This is a genomic window from Micromonospora trifolii, assembly GCF_022229005.1.
GTDB lineage: Bacteria > Actinomycetota > Actinomycetes > Mycobacteriales > Micromonosporaceae > Micromonospora > Micromonospora trifolii.
On sequence record NZ_JAKKFD010000034.1, the window covers coordinates 242779 to 263836 of the forward strand.

The window sequence follows — 21058 nt, forward strand, 5'->3', positions numbered from 1 at the left end:
CGTCCTGCGTAGTCTCCCTCGGTGGGGAGGCCGGGATGCCGCTGCCAACAAGTCCTGTCATTCGACGTGCACGTCTCGGCGCAGAGCTGCGCCAACTCCGTCGGCGCGAGTCGCTGACCCTGGAGCAGGTCTGCGACCGGCTGGGCTGGGCCTCGACGTCGAAGCTGTCCCGCATCGAGCTGGGTCAGAGCCGTCCGGACCTCGCCGACGTGCTCGATCTGCTGGATGTCTACAAGGTGCCGACGCCCGCCCGGGAGGCGCTGATCGTCATCGCCCGGGACGCGGCCACCAGCCGGGGCTGGTGGAAGACGCTGGGCGAGATGAGCGAACGGCAGCGCACCTACGCCGAGTTGGAGGCGGGCGCCGCCGACATCGTCGAGTACCAGCCGTCGGTGGTGCCGGGGCTGCTCCAGACGCCCGCGTACGCCCGGGTGTTGGTCACGGCCGGCGTCCAGCTCACGCCGGAGGTCGATGTGGAGGCCGAGGTGCGCGCCCGGGCCCTGCGGCAGGAGGTGCTGCGGCGGGCCTACCCGCCGCGCTACACGGCGGTGCTCGCCGAGGCCGTCTGCGACCCGGGTGACCTGCCGGTGGCGGTCTGGCGTGAACAGCTACGTCATCTGGTCGCCGTGACCGGCCTGTCCCACGTCACTGTGCGGCTGTTGCCGCGCGGGGCGGCCGGTGGCGGGCTGCATCCGCTCACACCGTATTCCTGCTACGCCTTTCCCGACCCGGCGGACCCGCGCACTGTGATGCTCGAGGCGTTGACCACCGACGTCCGGTTGGCCACCGTGCTCGACGTCGACCGCTACGAGCGGATGACCGCGGCGCTGCTGGCCGCGGCGCTGTCACCGGAGGAGACGGTCACAGCGCTGGCCCGCCGCGTCGGCGAGTAACGGCTCAGGGGTGTCGACGGTGACGCGCCGCGCGGCCACCGGGCCCGGCGCCCCCGAGTCCGTCGGGACCGGCGGCCGGCGCGTGCGCCCGGCACGATAACCGTGGGGTACGACAGCCCGGCTCAGGCCGGTACGTCGAGGAAGTGTTCGACGACTGGCGGTCCCGCGAAGTGCGGCCCGATCAGCGCCCGCCACGTGTCGAACCGTTCGGTGGCCCGGAAGTTCTTCTCGTGCGCCTCGACCGAGTCCCATTCGACGAGCAGCACGAAGCGGGTCGGTGACTCGATCCCTCGGGTCATCCGCACGGACCGGCAACCGGTCGCCCCGGCGAGCACCGGGTGACCCTCGGCGTACGCGGCGGCGAACGCGTCCTCGTGTCCGGGTAGTACGTCGATCAACGCGACCTCAAGCACCATGTCGGACAGCCTCCCACGGCGTTCGGGGCGGTCGGTGTCGCGGGGTCTGTTCCGACGTGGCCGACGCCCCTAGGGTGGCCTCGTGATCATCGATTGGCTCACCGGCACCGCGTTTCGGGTGGCCGGTACGGGCACCACCTGGGCGGAGCTGCTGGGGTTCGCGACCGGTGTGCTCAACGTGTGGTTGGTGGCCCGGCAGAAGATCGCCAACTGGCCGATCGGCATCGCCAACGTGCTGCTGCTCATGGTGCTGTTCTGGACCGCCGGGCTGTACGCCGACGCCGGCCTCCAGGTCGTCTACGTGGCGCTCGGCTGCTACGGCTGGTGGCACTGGCTGTTCGGGGGCGAGCGGCGCACCCGGCTCACTGTGAGCCGGACGGGGCGGCGGGAGTGGCTGGCGCTGGCCGCCGCCGGGGTGCTGCTCACCGGGGCGCTCTGGGTGCTGCTGGACCGGGGCACCGACTCGACAGTGCCGCTGCCGGACGCGTTGACCACGGCGCTGTCGCTGCTGGCCACGTACGGGCAGACCCGCAAGCGGGTGGAGAGTTGGTGGCTCTGGATCGCCGCCGACCTGATCTACATCCCGTTGTACGCGTACAAGGGGCTGCACCTGACGGCCGTCCTCTATCTGGTCTTCCTCGCCCTGTGCGTGCTCGGGTTGCGCGCCTGGCGGGCCGACCTGCGTCGGGCCGACCGGCCGAGCGCGGTCCCGCAGGGCCCGGCCCCGGCCACCGCGTGAACGCCGAGACATCCGGCCGTACGCCGGCGCCACGCGTGCCGGCGCACTCGGCCGCCGCGGAGTTCGGGCACGGAATGGTGGTGGGCAAGTTCTATCCACCGCACGCCGGGCACCACGCGCTGATCCGGGCCGCCGCCGCCCGCTGCGCCGAGGTGACAGTCGTCGTGGCACCCTCGCGTCGGGAGTCCATTGCGCTTGCGCTGCGCCTCGACTGGCTGCGGGAGGCGCACGCGGACACGCCGTGGGTCCGTGTCGTCGGCCGGTACGACGACCACCCGGTGGACTACGCCGATCCGGCCGTCTGGGACGCGCACTGCGCAGTGTTCCGGGAGGCGGTCGGGTCGGATTCGGTGGACGCGGTCTTCTCCTCCGAGGCGTACGGCGCCGAGCTGGCGCGCCGCTTCCACGCCGTACCCGTGTCGGTGGATCCGGATCGGCGGACCGTGCCGGTGTCCGGGACGGCGGTGCGCGCGGACCCCGCGGGTCACTGGCGGTGGCTCAGCCCGCCGGTGCGGGCGTGGTTCGTCCGGCGGGTGGTGGTGGTCGGGGCCGAGTCGACCGGGACCACGACGATGGCGGCGGCGCTCGCCGAGCACTACGGCACGTCCTGGGTGCCGGAGTACGGCCGGGAGTTGACGGCTCGCAAGCTGGCCCGGTTGCGGGAACGAACGCCGGAGGCGACAGTGTTCGACGTCGTCTGGGACCGTGACGACTTCCGCGCTGTGGTCCGCGAGCAGCAGGCGGCCGAGGACGCGGCGGCCCGGACGAGCGGGCCGCTGCTGGTCTGCGACACCGACGCGCGGGCGACGGCGGTGTGGGAGGAGCGCTACCTGGGCAGCGCGTCGGAGGAGGTGCGGGCGGCGGCGCGTCGGCCGGCGCTGTATCTGCTGACGGATCACCGGGGGGTGCCGTTCACCGATGACGGGCTGCGCGACGGTGAGCACCTGCGGGCCTGGATGACCGAACGGTTCCGGGCCGAGCTGGCCGGGTGCGGGGTGCCGGTGGTGGAGTTGACCGGGTCGCACGCCGATCGGTTGGCCCGGGCGGTGCGGGCCTGCGACGACCTGCTTTCCGCCGGCTGGTTGCTCGCCGACCCGATCGCCGCACCAGACGTGCACTAGCCTCCTAGGAAGCCGTAGCCGGTGTGACGCGTCGAGCGGGTGTCCGGCGCCACCGGGTGCCCGGGGTGTGATCACGGGGCGTGGTGGGCAACAATGGTCACCGAGGAGGGGAGTATTCCCCCGCAACGGAGTCGTCAGCACGGTCGATCGCCGGAACCACGGCGTCCCGACCCGGCCCCGTAGGTCGCCGCCCCTTGGGGCGACGGCGGAAGAGACCTCCGACAGTCACCAGAGTGAGCGTCAGCGGCACGCCGGCTCCCGCAGGGGCGTACGGTGTGCCCGACGCCGCGTGTCTGCCGGAGGAATGAACGTTGGACGTGTCCGGATTGGTGTGGGCGGGAACGCTTGTCGCACTGACTGCGGTCCTGCTCGTCGACCTGTTGATCATCGGTCGGCGCCCGCACGAGCCGAGTGTGCGGGAGTCGAGCCTCTGGGTCGGCTTCTACGTCGGCCTCGCCCTGCTCTTCGGTGCGGGTGTCTGGCTGACCTCCGGGGCCAGCGCGGCCGGCCAGTTCTACACCGGCTGGCTCACCGAGTACAGCCTCTCGGTGGACAACCTCTTCGTCTTCGTGATCATCATGGCCCGCTTCGGGGTGCCTCGGCAGTACCAGCAGAAGGTGCTGCTCGTCGGCATCGTGCTGGCGCTGGTGATGCGCGGCGGGTTCATCGCGGCCGGTGCGGCGCTGATCACGCAGTTCTCCTGGGTCTTCTACATCTTCGGCGCGTTCCTGATCTACACCGCGGTGAACCTGGCCCGGCAGGGTGAGCCGGACGAGGACGAGTTCTCCGAGAACGTGCTGATCCGGTGGAGCCGCAAGGCGCTGCCGATCTCGAAGGACTACGACGGCGCGAAGCTGACCACCCACGTGGCCGGCAAGCGGCTGTTCACGCCGATGCTGATCGTGATGATCGCGATCGGCACCACTGACCTGATCTTCGCGTTGGACTCGATCCCGGCGATCTTCGGCATCACCCAGGAGCCGTACCTGGTCTTCACCGCCAACGTCTTCGCGCTGATGGGCCTTCGGCAGCTCTACTTCCTGCTCGGTGGCCTGCTCGACCGGCTGATCTACCTGAGCTACGGCCTGGCCGTCGTGCTCGGCTTCATCGGGGTCAAGCTGGTGCTGGAGGCACTGGCCGACAACAACCTGCCGTTCATCAACGGCGGCGAGCACGTCGGCTGGGCGCCGCACATCCCGATCTGGCTGTCGTTGCTGGTCATCATCGGCACCCTGGGCATCGCCACCGCCGCCAGCCTGATCAAGTCCTCCCGGGACCGGCGCCGCGAGTTGGCCGACGCCCGACACTGACCGGTCGCCGGCCGGGTGCGGACACGCGCCCGGCCGGTGAAGGGCTTGTCCTGCACCTGCTGGCCGGCCTGCGCCGACCGACACGTCCGAAACGCGCCCTAGACCCGGTGCGCGCCCACCAGTGTGGCGGTGCGGTCGGCCGGCAGTTCCTCCTCGATGACCCGCCGCCGCCGGTAGCAGGCGTGCAGCATCCGGCGTTGGCCGCCGTCGCCGGGGGTGACGGTGACGATGCCGATGTGGTGGATCTTGCGGCCGGGTCGGGCGAAGAAGTAGAGATCGCCAGGGCGTTCCGCGCCCAACGGCAGCGGGGTGGTGGCCACGGCCTGGTCGTCGGCGTCGCGGGGCAGCAGCACCCCGAACCTCCGCCAGGCCAGATGCACCAGGCCCGAGCAGTCGATGCCGTGCGCGGAGAGACCGCCCCAGATGTAGACCACGTCCAGCAGGCGCTGTGCCACAGCGAGCGCCTGCGCGGCGGTCGGCGACGCGGCCGAGGACGCGACCAGGTGGCGCTCGGGCAACCAGAGCGGGGTGGCCCGGCCGGGGACGTGCACCGGCTGCCAGTCGTCGAGCGAGGGGCCGGCCGGGACGAGCCGGGTGCCGACGACGACACCGGGGAGCACCACTGGCCCGTTGGGGGCGGCGTGCAGCCCGGTGACAGTGGCGTCCACCACCAGTGGGTGGTCGGTGCTGGTGTGGGCCGGGTCGAGAACGGCCAACTGCTCGGCGGGGAGCCAGCCCGGGTAGCCGCGGGGGTCCAGCTTGGCGGCTGGTTGTTCGACGGCGACGACCCGGGCCCAGCCGTCCGGGCGCAGCTCGCTGACGAGGACCCGCTCGCCGAGCAGAAGTTGGCTCAGCACGCAGTCGCCGACCTGCTGGTCGGTGTCCATTCCGGAGACCCAGGTCGGGATGTCGGCGCCGGCGGTCAGCGCCGGACGGTCGACCGGGCGGACTGCCTCGGGGGAGGTCCACAGCGTCGCCACGGCGACCCGGACGACGGCCTCGCGGCCCGGTTGCAGCTCCACGTCAACCCCCAGATCGTGTCGGCTGTCCAGGGGAACCCTATGAAAGAAACCGACGGTCATCAACCACGAGCCTGCACTTTTGCTTCAGCGAGGCCGGAAATGCCCAGGCCAGGTGCGTCCGGCAGCACCACGCTCGCCCCTTCGTAGCGGATGCCCCCCTGCACCGGTGACCACGCCAGCCACCAGGCGGCGTCCAGGTCGGGGACCGCTGTGGTGCCGTACGCGGCGACCAGGCTCGCGGCAGCCCCGATGCCGACCTGGCTCTCCATCATCGAGCCGACAACGGTGCCGAGCCCGTGCGCGGTGGCCAGGTCGAGGAGGGTACGGGCCGGATGCAGCCCACCGCACTTGGCCAGCTTGACGTTTACCAGGTCGGCGGCCCGGCGGCGGATCACCTCCACCAGGTCACGGACCCCGAACACCGCCTCGTCGGCCAGGATCGGCACTGACACCCGGTCGCTGACCCAGGCCAGCCCGTCCAGGTCCCAGCGGGCCACCGGCTGCTCGACCAACTCCACGTCGAGCCCGGCGTCCTCGATGCCGCGGATCACCCGGACCGCCTCCCGGGGCGTCCAGCCCTGGTTGGCGTCCAGCCGGATCCGGGTGCCCGGGCCCACGGCCGCCCGTACCGCGCGTACCCGGTCCAGGTCGCTGGCCGCGTCGGTGCCGACCTTCAACTTGAGCACGTCGAAGCCGTCGGCCTGCCGCTGCCGTGCCGCGGCCGCCAGGTCCACCGCGTCGCCCGCGGCGAGGGTGACGTCCGTCGGGACCCGCAGCGTGGTGCCCCCGAGCAACCGCACCAGGGGTACGCCGAGCCGCCGCGCGGCGAGGTCGTGCAGGGCGACGTCCACCGCCGCCTTCGCGGCCTCGTTGCCGACCACCGCGCGCTGCACCTCGGCGCAACGGGTCACCAGGTCGTCCGGGTCACGGCCGATCAGCTGTGGGCCGAGCATCTCGCGCACGCACGCCTGCGCACCGGCGACCGACGCGCCGGTGACCTGCCAGACCTGCGGCGCCTCGCCGAAGCCGGACCGGCCGTCGCTGTCGACGAGTTCGACGATCAGGGTGTCCACAGTGGTGGTACGGCGCAACGCGGTGACGAATGGGGTGTGTAAGGGGGCGGAAACCCGGTGGGTGCGTACCGCCGAGATCGTCATGTAGGGCACCCTATACGGAGGTTCACGGTGGGAGGGGAGACCGGATGACCGGGCAGGGCTGGGAGCTGGTGGGTGCACCGAACGCGCGTGACCTGGGTGGGCTCGTCGGCGCGGACGGGCGGCGGGTCCGCGTCGGGCAGTTGATTCGCACTCCGGCGCTGGGTCGGCTGACCGACGAGGACCTACCGGTGCTGGCGAAGCTGGGGCCGGCGTGCGTGGTGGATCTGCGCGACGCCTCGGAGATCGCTGTCGCCCCGGAGGACCGGTTCGGCGGTGAGCCACGGGTGGTGCGCCTGCCCGTGCACGACGCGGAGCACCCGGTCTTCACGTACGTCTCGGCGGTGCTGCTCGGTCACGACCTGGACGCGTACGCGGAGCTGGCCCGGCAGGGCACGGCGGGGGCGATGGCGGCGATCTACCGCTGGTTCGTCACCGGGGAGTCGGCCCGGGTGGGTTTCGCCGAGGCGGTGCGGCTGGCGACCCGGCCGGAGAACCTGCCGCTGCTCTACCACTGCTCCGCCGGCAAGGACCGCACCGGTTGGCTGACAGTCATCCTGTTGACGGCGCTCGGGGTGGACGAGGCGGCCATTCGCGCCGACTACCTGCGCAACAACGAGCTGACCGGCAGTCTGCGGGCGGTGATCGTCGAGGCGATGCGCCGGCGCAACCCCGAGCTGGACGTCGACGCGGTGGTGCCGGTGCTGGAGGTCCGCGCCGAGTATCTCGACGCCGCTTACGCCGAGGTGCGTCGGGTGCACGGCTCGTTCGAGGCGTACCTGCGCGACGGGCTGGGGCTCACCGACTCCGACCTCAGGGCGTTGCGGGCGCAGTTGCTGGAGTGACCGGCGCGTCGGTGGGTGTGCCGGTGCGGGCGGCGCGGCCGGTGACGATCAGTGCCTGGCCGGCGGCGTAGGTCGCCATGACCAGCACCGGCGCGCCGGGTGGTCGGGCCACCTCGGCCACCCCGGCGGCGATCAGCAGGTCGGAGCCGAGGAACAGCGCGGCGCCGAGACCGACGCGCCAACCCTGGGTGGCGGCGGTGCTGGCCATGGCGGCCAACGCGAGCGCGTAGCCGGCCACCGGCACGGCCAGCCCGGCGTCGCTGAGCCCGGCCCACATCCAGGTCAGGGCGACGACGGTCAGCACCGCGTACCCCAGGGGGACGGCGACCAGCGGCGCACGGCGCAGCGCGGTCGCGGCGCCGTGCCGGGTGAAGGCCGCGAGGTAGCAGAGGTGCGTGCCGAGGAAGCAGGCCATGCCGGCGAGGAACCAGCCGGTGCCGTCGATCATGAGGGCGACGTCGCCGCCGGTGGCGAAGGCCAGCGCGGCCAGTAGCAGCCGGTCGGGTCGGGTGGCGCGTTCGGCGCTGACCTGCCACAGGTACGCGGCCAGCAGCGGCATCAGCAGCGGCTTGGTGAGCAGGAAGGCCAGGCCGCCGCCGGTGGCGTTGGCCAGCAGGTTCGCCGCCGTCACGACGAGGAAGGCGATCAGCACGGTGCGACTGCGGGGCATCTGCGGCTCCGGGGTGGGGGTGCGAGCAGCCTAGCCCGCACGTACCGCTGGAGTCGGTCGGGTCAGAGCTGGTGGCGGGCCGCCCAGACCTGCGCCGAGATGTGCGCGATCAGCAGGCAGGCGTCGTCCTCCACCTGGTCTTCGCTGTCGGCCAGGTCGGTGGTGGTGCAGACGGCGATCAGGTAGGGCGGGGCGTCGTCGGGCAGCACCACGCCGGCGCCGTGGCGGACGCCGCGGACCCAACCGTTCTTGTGCGCGATGCGGGTGCCCGCGGGCAGGCCGGCGGCGAGGTCCTCGCGGTGTTCCTGGGCGAGCAGGACGTCCAGCATGGTGGTGCAGGCGGCCGGTGAGGCGAGTGGGCCGGGGGTCTCGGCCCCGGTGGCCAGGGCGCCGAGCAGCGCGGCCAGGTCGGCGGCGGTGACCGTGTTGGTGATGCCGGCCTCGCGGGCGGCGAAGTCCTCGATGCCGCGGCCGGTGACGCTGTTGCGGGCACCGGCGAGCGCCCAGATTTCGGCGACCGCTGGCAGCCCGACGTGGCCGAGGACGAGGTTGGTGGCGAGGTTGCTGGAGCGCACGATCATCCGGTCGGCCAGCCAGCGCAGCGACGCGGTGCCGCCGACGCGGTCCCAGACCGCGTCGTCGTTGTCGTAGGGCTGCGCGTTGGCGAAGCGGGGTGCGCCGGGTTGGGCGGAGTCGAAGTCGTTGACGACCGGGACCGGGGCGTCCAGGTCCAGGGTGCCGGCCTCGGCGGCGCGGTGCAGCGCGGCGAGCACCGCCACCTTCATGGTGCTCGCGGCGTAGTGGCCGGCGTCCGCGTGGCGGGTCCAGGTCGGCGGGGCGTCGAGTCGTCCCACGTACGCGGAGACGGTGCCGGGCACCCGGTCCAGGTGGGCGTCGAGATCATCCCAGGTCATGTCGGTGACCGTAGCGGATCAGGTGTGGGCGGGTCCGCGTACCCGTCGGGGGAAAGACGACGGGCGCGCCGGCCGCAAGCGGCCGGCGCGCCCGGTGTCGGGTGCTGGTGGGTCAGCCGGCGTGCTTGCGGCGGGCGGTGGCCCGGCCCCGCAGCTGCTGGTCGAGCACCACCTTGCGGATGCGCACCGTGGCCGGGGTGACCTCGACGCACTCGTCCTCGCGGCAGAACTCCAGCGCCTGCTCCAGGGTGAGCTTGCGCGGCGGGACCAGCTTCTCGGTCTCGTCGGAGGTCGACTGCCGCATGTTGGTGAGCTTCTTCTCCTTGGTGATGTTGACGTCCATGTCGTCGGAGCGGGAGTTCTCCCCGACGATCATGCCCTCGTACACCTCGGTGGTCGGCTCGACGAAGAGCTGACCGCGCTCCTGCAGGTTGGTCATCGCGAAGGCGGTGACCGCGCCGGCCCGGTCGGCGACCAGCGAGCCGTTGTTACGGGTGCGCAGCTCACCGAACCACGGCTCGTACGACTCGAAGACGTGGTGCAGGATGCCGGTGCCCCGGGTGTCGGTGAGGAACTCGGTGCGGAAGCCGATCAGGCCGCGCGCCGGCACCAGCCACTCCATCCGGATCCAGCCGGTGCCGTGGTTGACCAGCTGCTCCATCCGGCCCTTGCGGGTGGCGAGGAGCTGGGTGATAGCGCCCAGGTATTCCTCCGGGGCGTCGATGGTCAGCCGCTCGACCGGCTCGCAGGTCTTGCCGTCGATCACCCGGGTGACCACCTGCGGCTTGCCGACGGTCAGCTCGTAGCTTTCCCGACGCATCTGCTCGACCAGGATGGCCAGCGCCAGCTCGCCGCGGCCCTGCACCTCCCAGGCGTCCGGCCGCTCGGTCGGCAGGACCCGCAGCGAGACGTTGCCGATCAGCTCCTTGTCGAGCCGGTCCTTGACCATCCGCGCGGTGACCTTGGCGCCCTTGACCCGGCCGACCAGCGGCGAGGTGTTGGTGCCGATGGTCATCGAGATGGCCGGCTCGTCGACGGTGATCAGCGGAAGCGCGACAGGGTTCTCGACGTCGGCGAGGGTCTCACCGATCATGATCTCCGGGATGCCGGCGACGGCGATGATGTCGCCCGGGCCGGCGGTCTCGGCCGACGTGCGCTCCAGGCCCTCGGTCATCAGCATCTCGGAGATGCGGACCCGCTGGGTGCTGCCGTCGGTGCGGCACCAGGCCACCGTCTGACCCTTGTTGATGGTGCCCTGGCGGACCCGGCACAGCGCCAGCCGGCCGAGGAACGGCGAGGCGTCCAGGTTGGTGACGTGCGCCTGCAACGGCGCGCCGTCCTCGTACGAGGGTGCCGGGATGGTGTCCAGCAGGGTGCGGAACAGCGGCTCCAGGGAGGTGCTGTCGTCGGGCACCGAGCCGTCGGCGGGCTGGGTCAGCGAGGCGATGCCGTCGCGGGCGCAGGCGTAGACGATCGGGAAGTCGATCTGCTCCTCGTCGGCGTCCAGGTCGAGGAAGAGTTCGTAGGTGTCGTCCACGACCTCCTTGATCCGGGCGTCCGGACGGTCCACCTTGTTGATCACCAGGATGATCGGCATCCGGGCCCGCAGCGCCTTACGCAGCACGAAGCGGGTCTGCGGCAGCGGGCCCTCGCTGGCGTCGACGAGCAGCACCACTCCGTCGACCATGGTCAGGCCGCGCTCCACCTCGCCACCGAAGTCGGCGTGGCCAGGGGTGTCGATGATGTTGATGGTGACCGGGTCGGAGCCGTCCGCCGGCAGGTACCGCACGCCGGTGTTCTTGGCCAGGATCGTGATGCCCTTTTCCCGCTCCAGGTCACCGGAGTCCATCACCCGCTCGGTGTTCTCGCCGCGTGCGCCGTACGCGCCGGCCTGCCGCAACATGGCGTCGACCAGGGTGGTCTTGCCGTGGTCGACGTGAGCGATAATGGCGACGTTGCGGAGGTCGGTGCGAAGCTGCATACCCTCTATCCTTCCGCCTGCGCTCGCGCAGGCTGCGTCGGGGTCACCCCCAGGTGCCCCTGATCTATGGTGAAACCGCTGTGCCGGTGGTTCTCCCGGCTGGCATGCTGGCACCCGTGTCCCGGGGGCCTGAGTGCACGACCTGCTGACCTGGGTGCAGGGTCTGCCCACCCTGTGGATCTACCTGGTCGCCGCGCTGATCGTGGCGGGCGAGACCGCGGTGATCTTCGGCCTGCTCGTGCCGGGTGAGGCTACCCTGCTGCTCGTCGGCTTCCTCACCTACAACGGTACCTTGCGGCTCGGGCCGGCGTTGCTCGCGATGATCGTCGCGGCGGTCCTCGGCGATGGGCTGGCCTTTCGCGCCGGACGGCGGTATGGCTCCCGGTTGCGCGCGGGGCTGGGGCACCGGGTCGGGCCGCAGCGGTGGGCCCGGGCCGACGCCATGCTGGCCCGCCTCGGTGGGCGGGGGGTGTTCGCCGCCCGATGGGTGGCTTTCGCCCGGACCCTGGTGCCCCGGTTGGCCGGTGCGGCCGGCATGCCGTACCGGCGGTTCGCCCTCTGGAACCTGGCCGGGGTGGTGACCTGGGTGAGCGGTTCGGTGCTGCTCGGTCACCTCGCCGGTGAGTCGTACGACACGGTCTCCGGGCTGCTCGGCCGGGCCACCGGGGTGGCGCTCCTGCTGCTGGCCGGCCTGGTGGGCGTGGTGCTCGTGGGTCGGTGGCTGGGTCGTAACCCCGACCCGGTGCGCGCGCTGCTGTCCCGGGCCGGCGCGCTGCCCCCGGTGCGCTGGCTCACCGCCCGCTACGGGGTGCTGTTCTTCCTGGTGGCCATGCGGATCGGCCCGGCCTGGACACTGCTGCTCAATCTGGCCGCCGGGCTGCTGCTGCTGTTCGCCGCCGGGCTCGCCATCGCCGGTCTGCTGGCGGTGGCGGTCCGCAACAGTGGGCTGGCCGCGCTGGACGGCGCCATCGCGGGGTGGTTCGCCGCTCGGCGTACCCCGGACGCCGCCGACGTCACGCTGGTCGTGGTGTCGGTGGTACGCGGGTCGGTGCTGATCCTGTTGGTGGCGCTGGTGGCGGCGGTGCTGGCGTGGCGCAACCGACCCTGGCGGACGGACCTGCTCAGCGTGGTCGGAACAGTCGGCGCGTTCGTGCCGCTGGTGGTCCTGGCCGTGGTGGCCGAGCTGACCGGCCCGAACGGGACCGCCCCGGGCGGCGGCGAGGTGGCCCCGCTCTCGACCCAGAACGCCGTGGTCGCGGCGAGCTTCTGCACCCTGGCGTGGCTGGTGTCGCGCAGCGCCCACTGGCCGGTGGCGGTGGCCGCCTGGACCGCCGCGGCGGCGGGGGTGCTCGGGATCGGCGGCGCGCGGCTCTACCTCGGGCTGGAGACGGCGAGCGGAACGGCCGCGGCGGTGCTGCTCGGGGTGCTCTGGACTGTGGTGTTCATGGTCGCCTGGGCGACCCGGGACCGGGCGGTGGGCAACGGTCAGCCCCCGGTGGACCAGACCCCCCGACGGCCGTCGCAGGGGCACCGCCGCCCAGTCGAACCTTGTTAGGGTGCGGCGACAATCACACGGGGGAGGCAACGCCATGGTGCGACGCACCGATCGGCTGGGCGCCGTGGTGCTCGCCGGGCTCCTGCTGGCGAGCGCACTGACCGGCTGCGCCGCCAAGGGGGAGAGCCCCTCGGGCCTGGCCGCGCCGGCCGCCGTCACCGACGGGCCGACCGACGCCCCGTCCGACGAGGCCAGTGGGGAGCCGAGCCCGTCGGTGAGCGCCGTCGAATCGATGGGTTCCGCGCCGAGTCGTAGCGCGACCCCGAAGCCGAAGCCGACGAAGAAGCCGACCCGGGCGGCACCGAAGCCGCGCCCGGTGCCGAAGCCGCCCACCGAGACCGAGGTTCCGCCGGCGCCCCCGAAGCCCGCGCCGAGCTCCTGCAAGCCGACCTACAAGGGCAGCCAGGCGACCCGGGCCGAGGTGAAGGCGGCGCTGACCGATGCGGCCGGCCGCACCTACTGGCCGGTCTCGGCGCCGGACATCAAGATCCCACTCACCCTGCTCAAGGCCACCGCGTGGCAGGAGAGCGGCTGGCAGTCCAACATCTACGCCTGCGACGGCGGGGTCGGGCTGTTGCAGGTGATGCCGGCCACCGCGACCTGGATGAACCAGCGGTTCGAGCAGAGCTACAAGATCGACACCTACCAGGACAACGCCTACCTCGGCGCCACCTACCTGGCCTGGGCGACGAAGTACATCGGCGACATGTACTTCGAGTCCGACTTCCGACTCGACCCGGCACTGTGCACCAGTGAGCTGAATTCCTGCCTGCTCAACGCGGTCATCGCCGCGTACAACTTCGGGCACGGTGCGGTGGCGCAGGAGGGGAAGCCGCTTGCCATCCCCAACCCGTCGTACGTGCGCAACGTGCGGGCGCTGATGAGCGAGTGCGTCTGCCTGTCGTACTGACCCCGTCGGGGCCGTGGCGGATTCGCCACGGCCCCGACGTGTCGGTCAGTCGTGTGCGGCGACCGGCTCGGGCGAGCGCGGGGTTTCCCGCACCGGGTCGCGCGTGATGCGGCCGGGCCACCAGAAGCGGTCGCCGAGCAGGAACGTCAGCGCCGGCACCAGGACCGTGCGGACCAGCAGGGTGTCCAGCAGGACACCGATGCAGACGATGATGCCGATCTGGGTCAGGGTGATCAGCGGCAGCACGCCGAGCACGGCGAAGACAGCGGCGAGCAGCACGCCGGCGCTGGTGATCACACCGCCGGTGACCCGCAGGGCGGAGAGCATCCCGGCGCGGGTGCCGGCGCTGCGGGCGTCCTCCCGGGCCCGGGTGACCAGGAAGATGTTGTAGTCCACCCCGAGCGCCACCAGGAACACGAAGGCGAGCAGCAGCACTCCGCTGTCCAGGGCCGGGAAGCCCAGCACGTGGTCGAAGAGCAGCCAGGCCGCGCCGAGGCTGGCGAAGTACGACGCGATCACGGTGAGCACCAACAGCAGCGGCGCGAGCAGGCCGCGGAGCAGCAGCACGAGCACGGCGCCGACGAGCAGCAGGATGATCGGCAGGATGAGGCGCAGATCCCGGTCGTTGGCCTCGTCAGAGTCGTACGTGGCGGCCACGGAGCCACCGACGATCGCCCCGGACGGGGCGTCGGCGCCGGCGGCGGCCGGCGGCGCGGAGTCGGGAACGGCGGCGACCGCCGCCCGCAGCGCCTCGATCGCGCGGTCCGAGGCGGTCGTGCCGGGTTCGGCGTCGAGGACCACGTCGACCTGGGCGACGGCCGCACCGGCGTCGCCGGGGCGAGCCGAGGCGACACCGGGTACGGCGGTGGCGGCGTCGGTGACCGCCTTCACCGCCGCCGGGGTGGTGATCACGGCGACGGGTTGGGTGCTGCCGGCGGGGAAGGCGCGGGCCAGGGTCTGCGCCCCGGTCACCGCCTCGGGCTCGGCCCGGAACTGTTCGGTCTCGGACAGGCCGGTGCGGATGCCGAGCCCACCCAGTGCCAGGCCGCCGAGCAGCACTGTGGCCAGCGTCGCGACCACCACCGGGCGGCGCTGCACGGCGGCGCCGAGTCGACCCCAGAGCCGGCCCTCGCGGACCGGGCCGCCGACCCGGGGTACGAACGGCCAGAACAGGCCGCGGCCGAAGAGCACCAGCACGGCGGGGAGCACGAACAGGGCCGAGAGCATGGCGAAGACCACACCGGTGGCGCACGCCACGGCGAGTGCCCGGTTGGTCTCCTGCTCACTGAGCAGCAGGGTGAGCACGCCGAGCACGACGGTGCCGCCACTGGCGAGGATGGGCTCCGCGGTGCGGCGCAGCGCGGCCCGCATCGCCGCGAACCGGTCCTCCTCGCGGCGCAGTTCCTCCCGGTAGCGGGCGATGAGCAGCAGCGCGTAGTCGGTGGCGGCGCCGAAGACCAGCACGCTGGCGATGCCGGTGACCTGACCCTGCTGGAGGTTGATGCCGACGCCCGGCACGATGACGTCCACCGCGCGCAGGGTGAGCTGCTCGGTCGCGGCGACCACTGCCAGCGGCACGATCCACAGGAACGGGCTGCGGTAGGTGATCAGCAGGAGCAGCGCGACCACGGCGGCGGTCACCACGAGCAGCGTGACGTCGGCGCCGTCGAACACCGAGGAGAGGTCGGCGGTGAACGCCGGGGCGCCGGTCACCTCGGCGGTCAGCCCGTCGGGCAGGTCCGCGAGGGTGGCGCGCAGCTGGGTCACCGTGTCGGTGACGACCTCCTGCCCGCCGGCGGTGTCCAGCGGCACGGCGACCAGGGCCACCGCGCCGTCCGGGGAGATCTGGGCGGGGCTGACCTGCCCACCCACAGCGAAGCGGCGCAGGTCGTCGGCGCGAGCGCCGACTGTCGTCCGGTCGGTCTCGCTCAGCGCCCCGCCGTCACCACGACTGATCACCGCGATGGCCGGCTGCACGTCGCGCGACGGCAGCTGATCCTGGAGACGTTGCACCTGGGTGGACTGCCACTGCACGGACAGGCCGGTGGCGGAGACCGGCGCCGGGTTGTCCGGCTGGGGTGTTCCGAAGACGGCAGCGCCCACGACGATCGCGGCGGCCACGGTGAGCCACGCGGCCAGCCGGCCCCGAGCGACTCTGGTGAACACAGACATCAGGTGACCTCAAGGTCCTTCGAAAGTCGAGTATCTTGATGGCCGAGATTATCCGGGGCTGTTCTATGCTGCAACCCGGGGGACCGACGACGGGAAGAGCGGCGCGAGGTGGCGACTCACGGCATGTACCGACGGCGCGACACGCGCCGTGAGCAGCTGGTCGCGGAGATCACCAACAACCTCCGGCGGTACGCGGTGGACGCCCAGCAGGTCGGCCACGCCTTCGCCAACCTGCACGGCCTCAACCCGACCGACCTGCAAGCGTTGATCGCGGTGATGGACGCCGAGCTGCTCGGTGACCCGATCACCCCCGGCCGACTCGGCGAGCAGCTGAACCTCTCCTCCGGCTCGGTCACGGCCCTGATCGACCGGCTGGAGCGGGCCGGGCACATCCGCCGCGACCGGGACACCGTCGACCGGCGCAAGGTGCTGCTGCACTACGCCGACCAGGGCGCCGCCCTGGCCATGCAGTTCTTCCAGCCGCTGGGCGCCCGCACCGACACGGTGATGGCCCGCTTCAGCGAGGACGAGCTGGAGGTGGTGCACCGGTTCATGGCGGAGATGAGCGAGTCGCTGCGGGGGCACCGCGACGCGGTGCGCGCCGCCCGGCCGGAGTCACCCCGCCGCCCGACGGGCTGACCGGTGCCCGACCGGCTCGTCACCCGCCTCGCCAGCGCCGCGCTGCGCCTGCCGCCGACCCGCCCCGGCCCGGTGCGGGTCAGCCGCGACCTCCCGGTGCGGGCCCGCGACGGTGTGGTGCTGCGCACCGACCACTACGCTCCGGCCGTCCGCGGCACGCCGACCGTGCTGATCCGCACCCCCTACGGGCGGGGTGGACCGCTGCGGCTGCTCGGTCGGCTGCTCGCCGCCCGGGGTCGACACGCGGTGATCCAGTCGTGCCGGGGCACCGGCGGCTCCGGTGGAACGTTCGCCCCGCTGGTGCACGAGCGCGACGACGGCGCCGACACCCTGGACTGGCTGCGTCGCCAACCCTGGTGGTCCGGGCAGCTCGGCATGTTCGGGGTCAGCTATCAGGGCTTCGCCCAGTGGGCCCTGGCCGCCGACGCCGGCGAGGAGCTGCGCGCGATGGTCGCCGTGGTGACCGCCTCGGCCACCCGCGACTCGACGTACGCGGGGGAGTCCTTCGCCCTGGACACCGTGCTGACCTGGGCGGAGCTGCTGCACGCGCAGACCGTGCCGTGGCTGGCCCGGCAGTGGGAACTCAAGCGCGGGCAGCCCCGGCTGGCCGCCGCGCTGGATCACCTCCCCCTCGCCGACGCCGACCGGGTGGCCACCGGCGTGACCATCCCGTTCTTCCAGGAGTGGCTGCGCCACCACACCCCGCAGGCCGCGTACTGGCGGACCCGGGTCTTCGCCGACCAGGTCGCGAAGGTGCGGGCGCCGGTGGTCATGGTCAGCGGTTGGCACGACATCTTCCTGCCCGCCCAGCTCGACGACCACGCCGTGCTGCGCGCCGCCGGCACGCCGCCGCGCCTGGTGATCGGCCCGTGGACGCACGGCAGTCCCGGACTGTTCGTGGCCGCGCTGCGCGAGGGGCTGGCCTGGCTCGACGAGCACCTGCCGGCCGTGCCGCGATCGCCCGGTCCGGCGCGGCCGGCCCGGCCGCCCGTGCGCATTCACGTCGGCGGTGCCGGCGGCGGCTGGCGGGACCTGCCGGACTGGCCGCCCCCGGCGACCGAGACCGCCTGGCACCTGCAACCCGGTGGCGAGCTGGCGGCACGCCCACCGGTCGCGTCGGCACCGGACGCGCTCCGCTACGACCCCGCCGACCCCACCCCGTCGCTGGGTGGTCCACTGCTCGTCGCCCAACGCGCCGGCCCGGTGGACAACCGGCGCGTCGAGGTCCGCCCCGACGTGCTGACCTACACCAGCGCCCCGCTGACCGGGCCCGTCGAGGTGATCGGCCCGGTCCGCGCCGAGATCCACGTCCGCAGTGACCTGCCGTACCTGGACGTCTTCGTTCGTCTGTGCGACGTGGACCGCCGGGGTCGCTCGTGGAACGTGTGCGACGGCCTGGTGCGGGTCACACCCGAGCGCTTCCCGGCCGACCCCTGCGGGGCGTTGCGGATTCCGGTGCCGCTCTGGCCGACCGCGTACCGGTTCGCCGCCGGGCACCGGCTGCGGGTGCAGGTCTCCGGTGGCGCCCATCCACGGTGGGCCCGCAATCCCGGCACCGGGGAGCCGCTCGGCACGGCGGTGACGCTGCGTGCTGGTTGGCGGCAGGTCCTGCACGACCCGGCGCACCCCTCGGCGCTACTGCTGCCGATCGTCCACTCTGCCCCGCCGCAACCTCCAATCTGAACAGACCCGTCCTGAGCTGGGCATTTGCCGAAAACGCGGGCTATGGTTGAGTCAACGCCCGGCGCCGTGCACCAGTAGGCCGGGCTCGCCCGAAGCCCAGCACCGCGTACGCGGTGTGACGTCGTGCCCGGTCCCCACCTCTCGGAAAGGGGGACCCCATGACCCGGGCCCCGGCTAATCTTCTGGCCGTCCGAAGCCTGCTCCTCACTCACCTCGACAACGCCCCTGGGCCAGACGACCTGGACCCGGGCGAGGTCGGCATCGTCGGCGACTCGGCTCACCGGGGTGGCTACCACTGCGGATCGGACCGGGTGGTCACGAACGACTACTCGGTGGTCGAGTCGCCCCGCGACCGGGCCGGGTTGACCCTCGACGCGGCGGCGCTGGACGTCGGCCAGTTCAATGTCCGCTCCGGTGGTCGTACGAACACCCTGCCCAGCTTCTCGGTCTGGTGCGTCGCGCAGTGCGCCGCGAACGCGGCCGACGCCCGGGACATCCGGGAGATCATCTACAGCCCCGACGGCACCACTGTGAAGCGGTGGGATCGCCTGGGCAAGCGCACCAGCGGCGACAGCTCACACCGCTGGCACACCCACTTCAGCTTCTTTCGCGACGCCATCAAGGCGGGCCGCGACCAGCGACCCCTGTTCCGCCGCTACCTCAGCTCCATCGGACTTCTGGAGGACGACGACATGACCCCCGAAGAACACAACTGGCTGGCCACCGTCCACAAGAACCTCACAGTGCTGGACGGCCGCAACCCGATCGGGCAGATCTACACCCGGATGTCGATGGGTGAGGATGTCACAGTCCCGAACTTCGTCTCGGCGCACCCGACGTTGAAGTCGCTCGGCGCCCAGATCAGCGCATTGCAGACGGCGCTGACCGCGTTGTCCAACCAGGACTTCACCGACGAGCCGGCGATCGTCCAGGGTGTGTTGGCCTCGCTGACGCCGGAGAAGATCGCCGCAGCCATCCCGCCCACCATGGCCAAGCAGGTCGCCGACGAGCTGGCCCGACGGCTGGTCGCCTGAGCGGGGGGCGGCCCGAGGCCGCCGGGTCGCCCCTCTTGACGCATCCGCAACAGCTCTTGGGCAACAAATATTGCGCAAGAGCTGTTGCGGATGCCATTGTGTCGTCATGGACAGCTCCGACGTACGCCAGGTCACCGACTCCCGGGTGCTGGCCGCCATGTCCCACCCGCTACGCCGCCGGCTGATGGACGTGTTCAAGGTCCACGGGCCCTCCACCGTCGGGCTGCTGGCCGAGCGCACCGACCAGGCACCCGCGAACGTCAGCCACCACCTCAAGGTCCTCGCCGCGGCCGACCTGGTCACCGAGGCGCCCGAGTTGGCCCGGGACCGGCGCGAGCGGTGGTGGCGCCTGGTCACCCGGAAGCTGCGCTGGTCCAACGCCGACTTCGACGCCGACCCGGCCGCCCGAGCGGTCGCCGACGCCGCCACCTCGCTCAACCTGGACCGGCACGTCGCCCTGGCCCGGGCCTGGCACGCCGCCGACGAGAGCACCCAGGCCACCTGGAACGACGCGCCGTTCTCCACCGACCACTGGCTACGCCTCACACCCGAGGAACTGGCCGAGCTGAGCCGCGAGATGATCGACGTCCTCGCGCGCTGGGCCGACCGGGAGCTACCCGACGACGACGCCGACCGCAGGCCGGTCTTCGTGTTCGTCCACGGTGTGCCGGCCCGACCGTGACCACCGCCACCCGCGGCGACACCACCGACGTCCGACCGACCGGAGGGCTGCTGCGGCACCGCGACTTCCGGCTTCTCTGGGCCGGCCAGGCGGTCAGCAGCGTCGGCAGCAACGTCACCACTGTCGCGCTGCCCCTGGTAGCGGTCGCCGTCCTCGACGCCGGCACCTTCCAGGTGGCGGTGCTCACCGCCGCGGCCTGGCTGCCCTGGCTGCTGATCGGGCTGCCGGCCGGCGCGTGGGTCGACCGGCTGCCCCGTCGACCGGTGATGGTGATCTGTGACCTGCTCTGCGCGGTGGCCTTCCTCAGCGTGCCGCTGGCCGCCCTGCTGGACCGGCTCACCGTCGTGCAGCTGCTGGTGGTCGCTCTCAGCGCCGGCGCCGCGCGGGTCTTCTTCGAAACCGCCGACCAGGTCTACCTGCCGGTGCTGCTGCGACCCGGGCAACTACCGGAGGGCAACGCCAAGCTCCAGGCGACCCAGACCGTGAGCTACGTCATCGGACCCGGCCTCGCCGGACTGATCGCCCAGCTCACCGGCGCCGTCGCCGCACTGCTGCTGGACGCGCTCACGTTCCTGCTCTCCGCGGTGTTCCTGCTGCGCATCCGCACCCGCGAACCACGCGTACGCCCTGCGCAACGGTCCCGATCGCTGCGCCGGGACATCACCGAGGGGCTGCGTTTCGTCATCCGGGACCCGTACCTACGGGTGCTGACGGTCTTCGGCGCGGCCAGCAACATCGGGCTGACCGGCTACCAGGCCGTTCTGGTGGTGTTCCTGATCCGCGAACTACGTCTCCAGCCGGGGCTGGTGGGAGGGCTCGTCGGCGTGATGAGCGCCGGCGGGATCATCGGCGCGCTGCTCGCCACCACGCTGGCCCGGCGCTGCGGCACCGCGCGGGCACTGCTGATCGCGGCGGCACTCACCGGCCCGCCCGCGCTGCTCATCCCGCTCGCCGCACCCGGCGTCGGGCTGGCCTGGCCAGCCGTCGGCGGTCTGCTGATCGGCCTCGGGGTGGCCATCGGCAACGTGGTCAAGGGCGCCTTCCGGCAGACCTACACGCCGCACCACCTGCTGGGCAGGGTGACGGTGAGCATGCACCTGCTCAACTACGGCACGATCCCGCTGGCGGCCGTGCTGGCCGGCGCGATCGGCGCACGTTACGGCGTCGGGACGGCAATTGTCGTGATGACCGCCTGGCTGGCGCTCACCCCGTTGATTCTGTTGGTTGGGCCAATCCGGAGGCGGCGGGACATGCCCGCCGCCCCGGCGGCGTCTTGAGTGCGCTGCGACGGCGGCCGGAGACCGGCCGCCGTCACCGG

Annotated in this window: 19 protein-coding genes; 12 read left to right on the forward strand and 7 right to left on the reverse strand. The window is 72.3% G+C overall.

What is annotated here, in order from left to right; genetic code table 11:
• The first annotated feature begins 35 nt into the window (after positions 1 to 35).
• Entirely contained in the window at positions 36 to 893 is an 858-nt protein-coding gene (locus NIE79_RS21380) for a helix-turn-helix domain-containing protein (protein ID WP_238680238.1), read from the forward strand.
• 122 nt (positions 894 to 1015) lie between these two features.
• Here NIE79_RS21380 and NIE79_RS21385 read toward each other — a convergent pair whose 3' ends face one another.
• The gene (locus NIE79_RS21385; RefSeq protein WP_238680239.1) at positions 1016 to 1309 is read right to left on the reverse strand and encodes an antibiotic biosynthesis monooxygenase family protein; all 294 of its coding nucleotides are present in this window, start codon (positions 1307 to 1309) and stop codon (positions 1016 to 1018) included.
• An 82-nt stretch (positions 1310 to 1391) separates the two neighbouring features.
• On the opposite strand from NIE79_RS21385, the gene pnuC reads away from it, so the two are divergent.
• The 3 genes from pnuC (at position 1392) to NIE79_RS21400 (ending at position 4479) form a co-directional block, all read left to right on the forward strand.
• Positions 1392 to 2048: a nicotinamide riboside transporter PnuC gene (gene pnuC / locus NIE79_RS21390; RefSeq protein ID WP_238680240.1), complete on the forward strand. Its 657-nt coding sequence runs from the start codon at positions 1392 to 1394 to the stop codon at positions 2046 to 2048.
• Positions 2045 to 3169, forward strand: coding sequence for an AAA family ATPase (locus NIE79_RS21395; protein ID WP_238680241.1), 1125 nt, complete (start codon positions 2045 to 2047; stop codon positions 3167 to 3169). Before pnuC ends, NIE79_RS21395 begins: the two co-directional genes overlap by 4 nt.
• A 311-nt stretch (positions 3170 to 3480) precedes the next feature.
• A complete protein-coding gene (locus tag NIE79_RS21400) occupies positions 3481 to 4479 on the forward strand; it encodes a TerC family protein (protein WP_112622339.1) in 999 nt (332 codons plus the stop codon).
• 98 nt (positions 4480 to 4577) lie between these two features.
• Here the strand turns inward: NIE79_RS21400 and NIE79_RS21405 are convergent, their stop codons facing one another.
• Complete coding sequence (locus NIE79_RS21405) at positions 4578 to 5561, reverse strand: C40 family peptidase (protein WP_238680242.1); 984 nt, start codon at positions 5559 to 5561, stop codon at positions 4578 to 4580.
• Positions 5561 to 6658: a mandelate racemase/muconate lactonizing enzyme family protein gene (locus NIE79_RS21410; protein ID WP_238680243.1), complete on the reverse strand. Its 1098-nt coding sequence runs from the start codon at positions 6656 to 6658 to the stop codon at positions 5561 to 5563. The genes NIE79_RS21405 and NIE79_RS21410 overlap by 1 nt, the downstream gene beginning before the upstream one ends.
• Before the next feature lie 44 nt (positions 6659 to 6702).
• On the opposite strand from NIE79_RS21410, the gene NIE79_RS21415 reads away from it, so the two are divergent.
• Complete coding sequence (locus tag NIE79_RS21415; RefSeq protein WP_238680244.1) at positions 6703 to 7500, forward strand: tyrosine-protein phosphatase; 798 nt, start codon at positions 6703 to 6705, stop codon at positions 7498 to 7500.
• On the opposite strand, the gene NIE79_RS21420 is transcribed toward NIE79_RS21415, so the two are convergent.
• From NIE79_RS21420 to typA, 3 genes are all read right to left on the reverse strand, one after another.
• A complete protein-coding gene (locus tag NIE79_RS21420) occupies positions 7469 to 8170 on the reverse strand; it encodes a lysoplasmalogenase (protein ID WP_238680245.1) in 702 nt (233 codons plus the stop codon). The genes NIE79_RS21415 and NIE79_RS21420 overlap by 32 nt on opposite strands.
• 62 nt (positions 8171 to 8232) lie before the next feature.
• Positions 8233 to 9084: a serine hydrolase gene (locus NIE79_RS21425; protein ID WP_238680246.1), complete on the reverse strand. Its 852-nt coding sequence runs from the start codon at positions 9082 to 9084 to the stop codon at positions 8233 to 8235.
• A gap of 112 nt (positions 9085 to 9196) precedes the next feature.
• Positions 9197 to 11065 (reverse strand): translational GTPase TypA, encoded by a 1869-nt coding sequence (typA, locus tag NIE79_RS21430; protein ID WP_238680247.1) that lies wholly within the window; start codon positions 11063 to 11065, stop codon positions 9197 to 9199.
• Between the two features lie 133 nt (positions 11066 to 11198).
• Here typA and NIE79_RS21435 point away from each other — a divergent pair, with 133 nt between their 5' ends.
• Positions 11199 to 12620: a DedA family protein gene (locus NIE79_RS21435; protein ID WP_238680248.1), complete on the forward strand. Its 1422-nt coding sequence runs from the start codon at positions 11199 to 11201 to the stop codon at positions 12618 to 12620.
• A gap of 34 nt (positions 12621 to 12654) precedes the next feature.
• A complete protein-coding gene (locus tag NIE79_RS21440; protein ID WP_238680249.1) occupies positions 12655 to 13530 on the forward strand; it encodes a lytic transglycosylase domain-containing protein in 876 nt (291 codons plus the stop codon).
• A 45-nt stretch (positions 13531 to 13575) separates the two neighbouring features.
• Here NIE79_RS21440 and NIE79_RS21445 read toward each other — a convergent pair whose 3' ends face one another.
• A complete protein-coding gene (locus tag NIE79_RS21445; RefSeq protein WP_238680250.1) occupies positions 13576 to 15702 on the reverse strand; it encodes an MMPL family transporter in 2127 nt (708 codons plus the stop codon).
• A 123-nt stretch (positions 15703 to 15825) separates the two neighbouring features.
• Between NIE79_RS21445 and NIE79_RS21450 the strand changes: the two genes are divergently transcribed.
• From NIE79_RS21450 to NIE79_RS21470, 5 genes are all read left to right on the forward strand, one after another.
• Positions 15826 to 16341, forward strand: a complete 516-nt coding sequence (locus NIE79_RS21450) for a MarR family winged helix-turn-helix transcriptional regulator (RefSeq protein ID WP_238680251.1) — start codon at positions 15826 to 15828, stop codon at positions 16339 to 16341.
• Positions 16342 to 16344: 3 nt separating this feature from the next.
• Entirely contained in the window at positions 16345 to 18024 is a 1680-nt protein-coding gene (locus NIE79_RS21455; protein ID WP_238680252.1) for a CocE/NonD family hydrolase, read from the forward strand.
• 158 nt (positions 18025 to 18182) lie between these two features.
• Positions 18183 to 19058 carry a hypothetical protein gene (locus tag NIE79_RS21460; protein ID WP_238680253.1) on the forward strand — a complete coding sequence of 292 codons (876 nt, stop codon included), beginning with the start codon at positions 18183 to 18185 and terminating at the stop codon, positions 19056 to 19058.
• Positions 19059 to 19164: 106 nt separating this feature from the next.
• Entirely contained in the window at positions 19165 to 19740 is a 576-nt protein-coding gene (locus NIE79_RS21465; RefSeq protein ID WP_238680254.1) for an ArsR/SmtB family transcription factor, read from the forward strand.
• A complete protein-coding gene (locus NIE79_RS21470) occupies positions 19737 to 21017 on the forward strand; it encodes an MFS transporter (protein ID WP_238680255.1) in 1281 nt (426 codons plus the stop codon). The genes NIE79_RS21465 and NIE79_RS21470 overlap by 4 nt, the downstream gene beginning before the upstream one ends.
• The last annotated feature ends 41 nt before the right edge of the window (positions 21018 to 21058 follow it).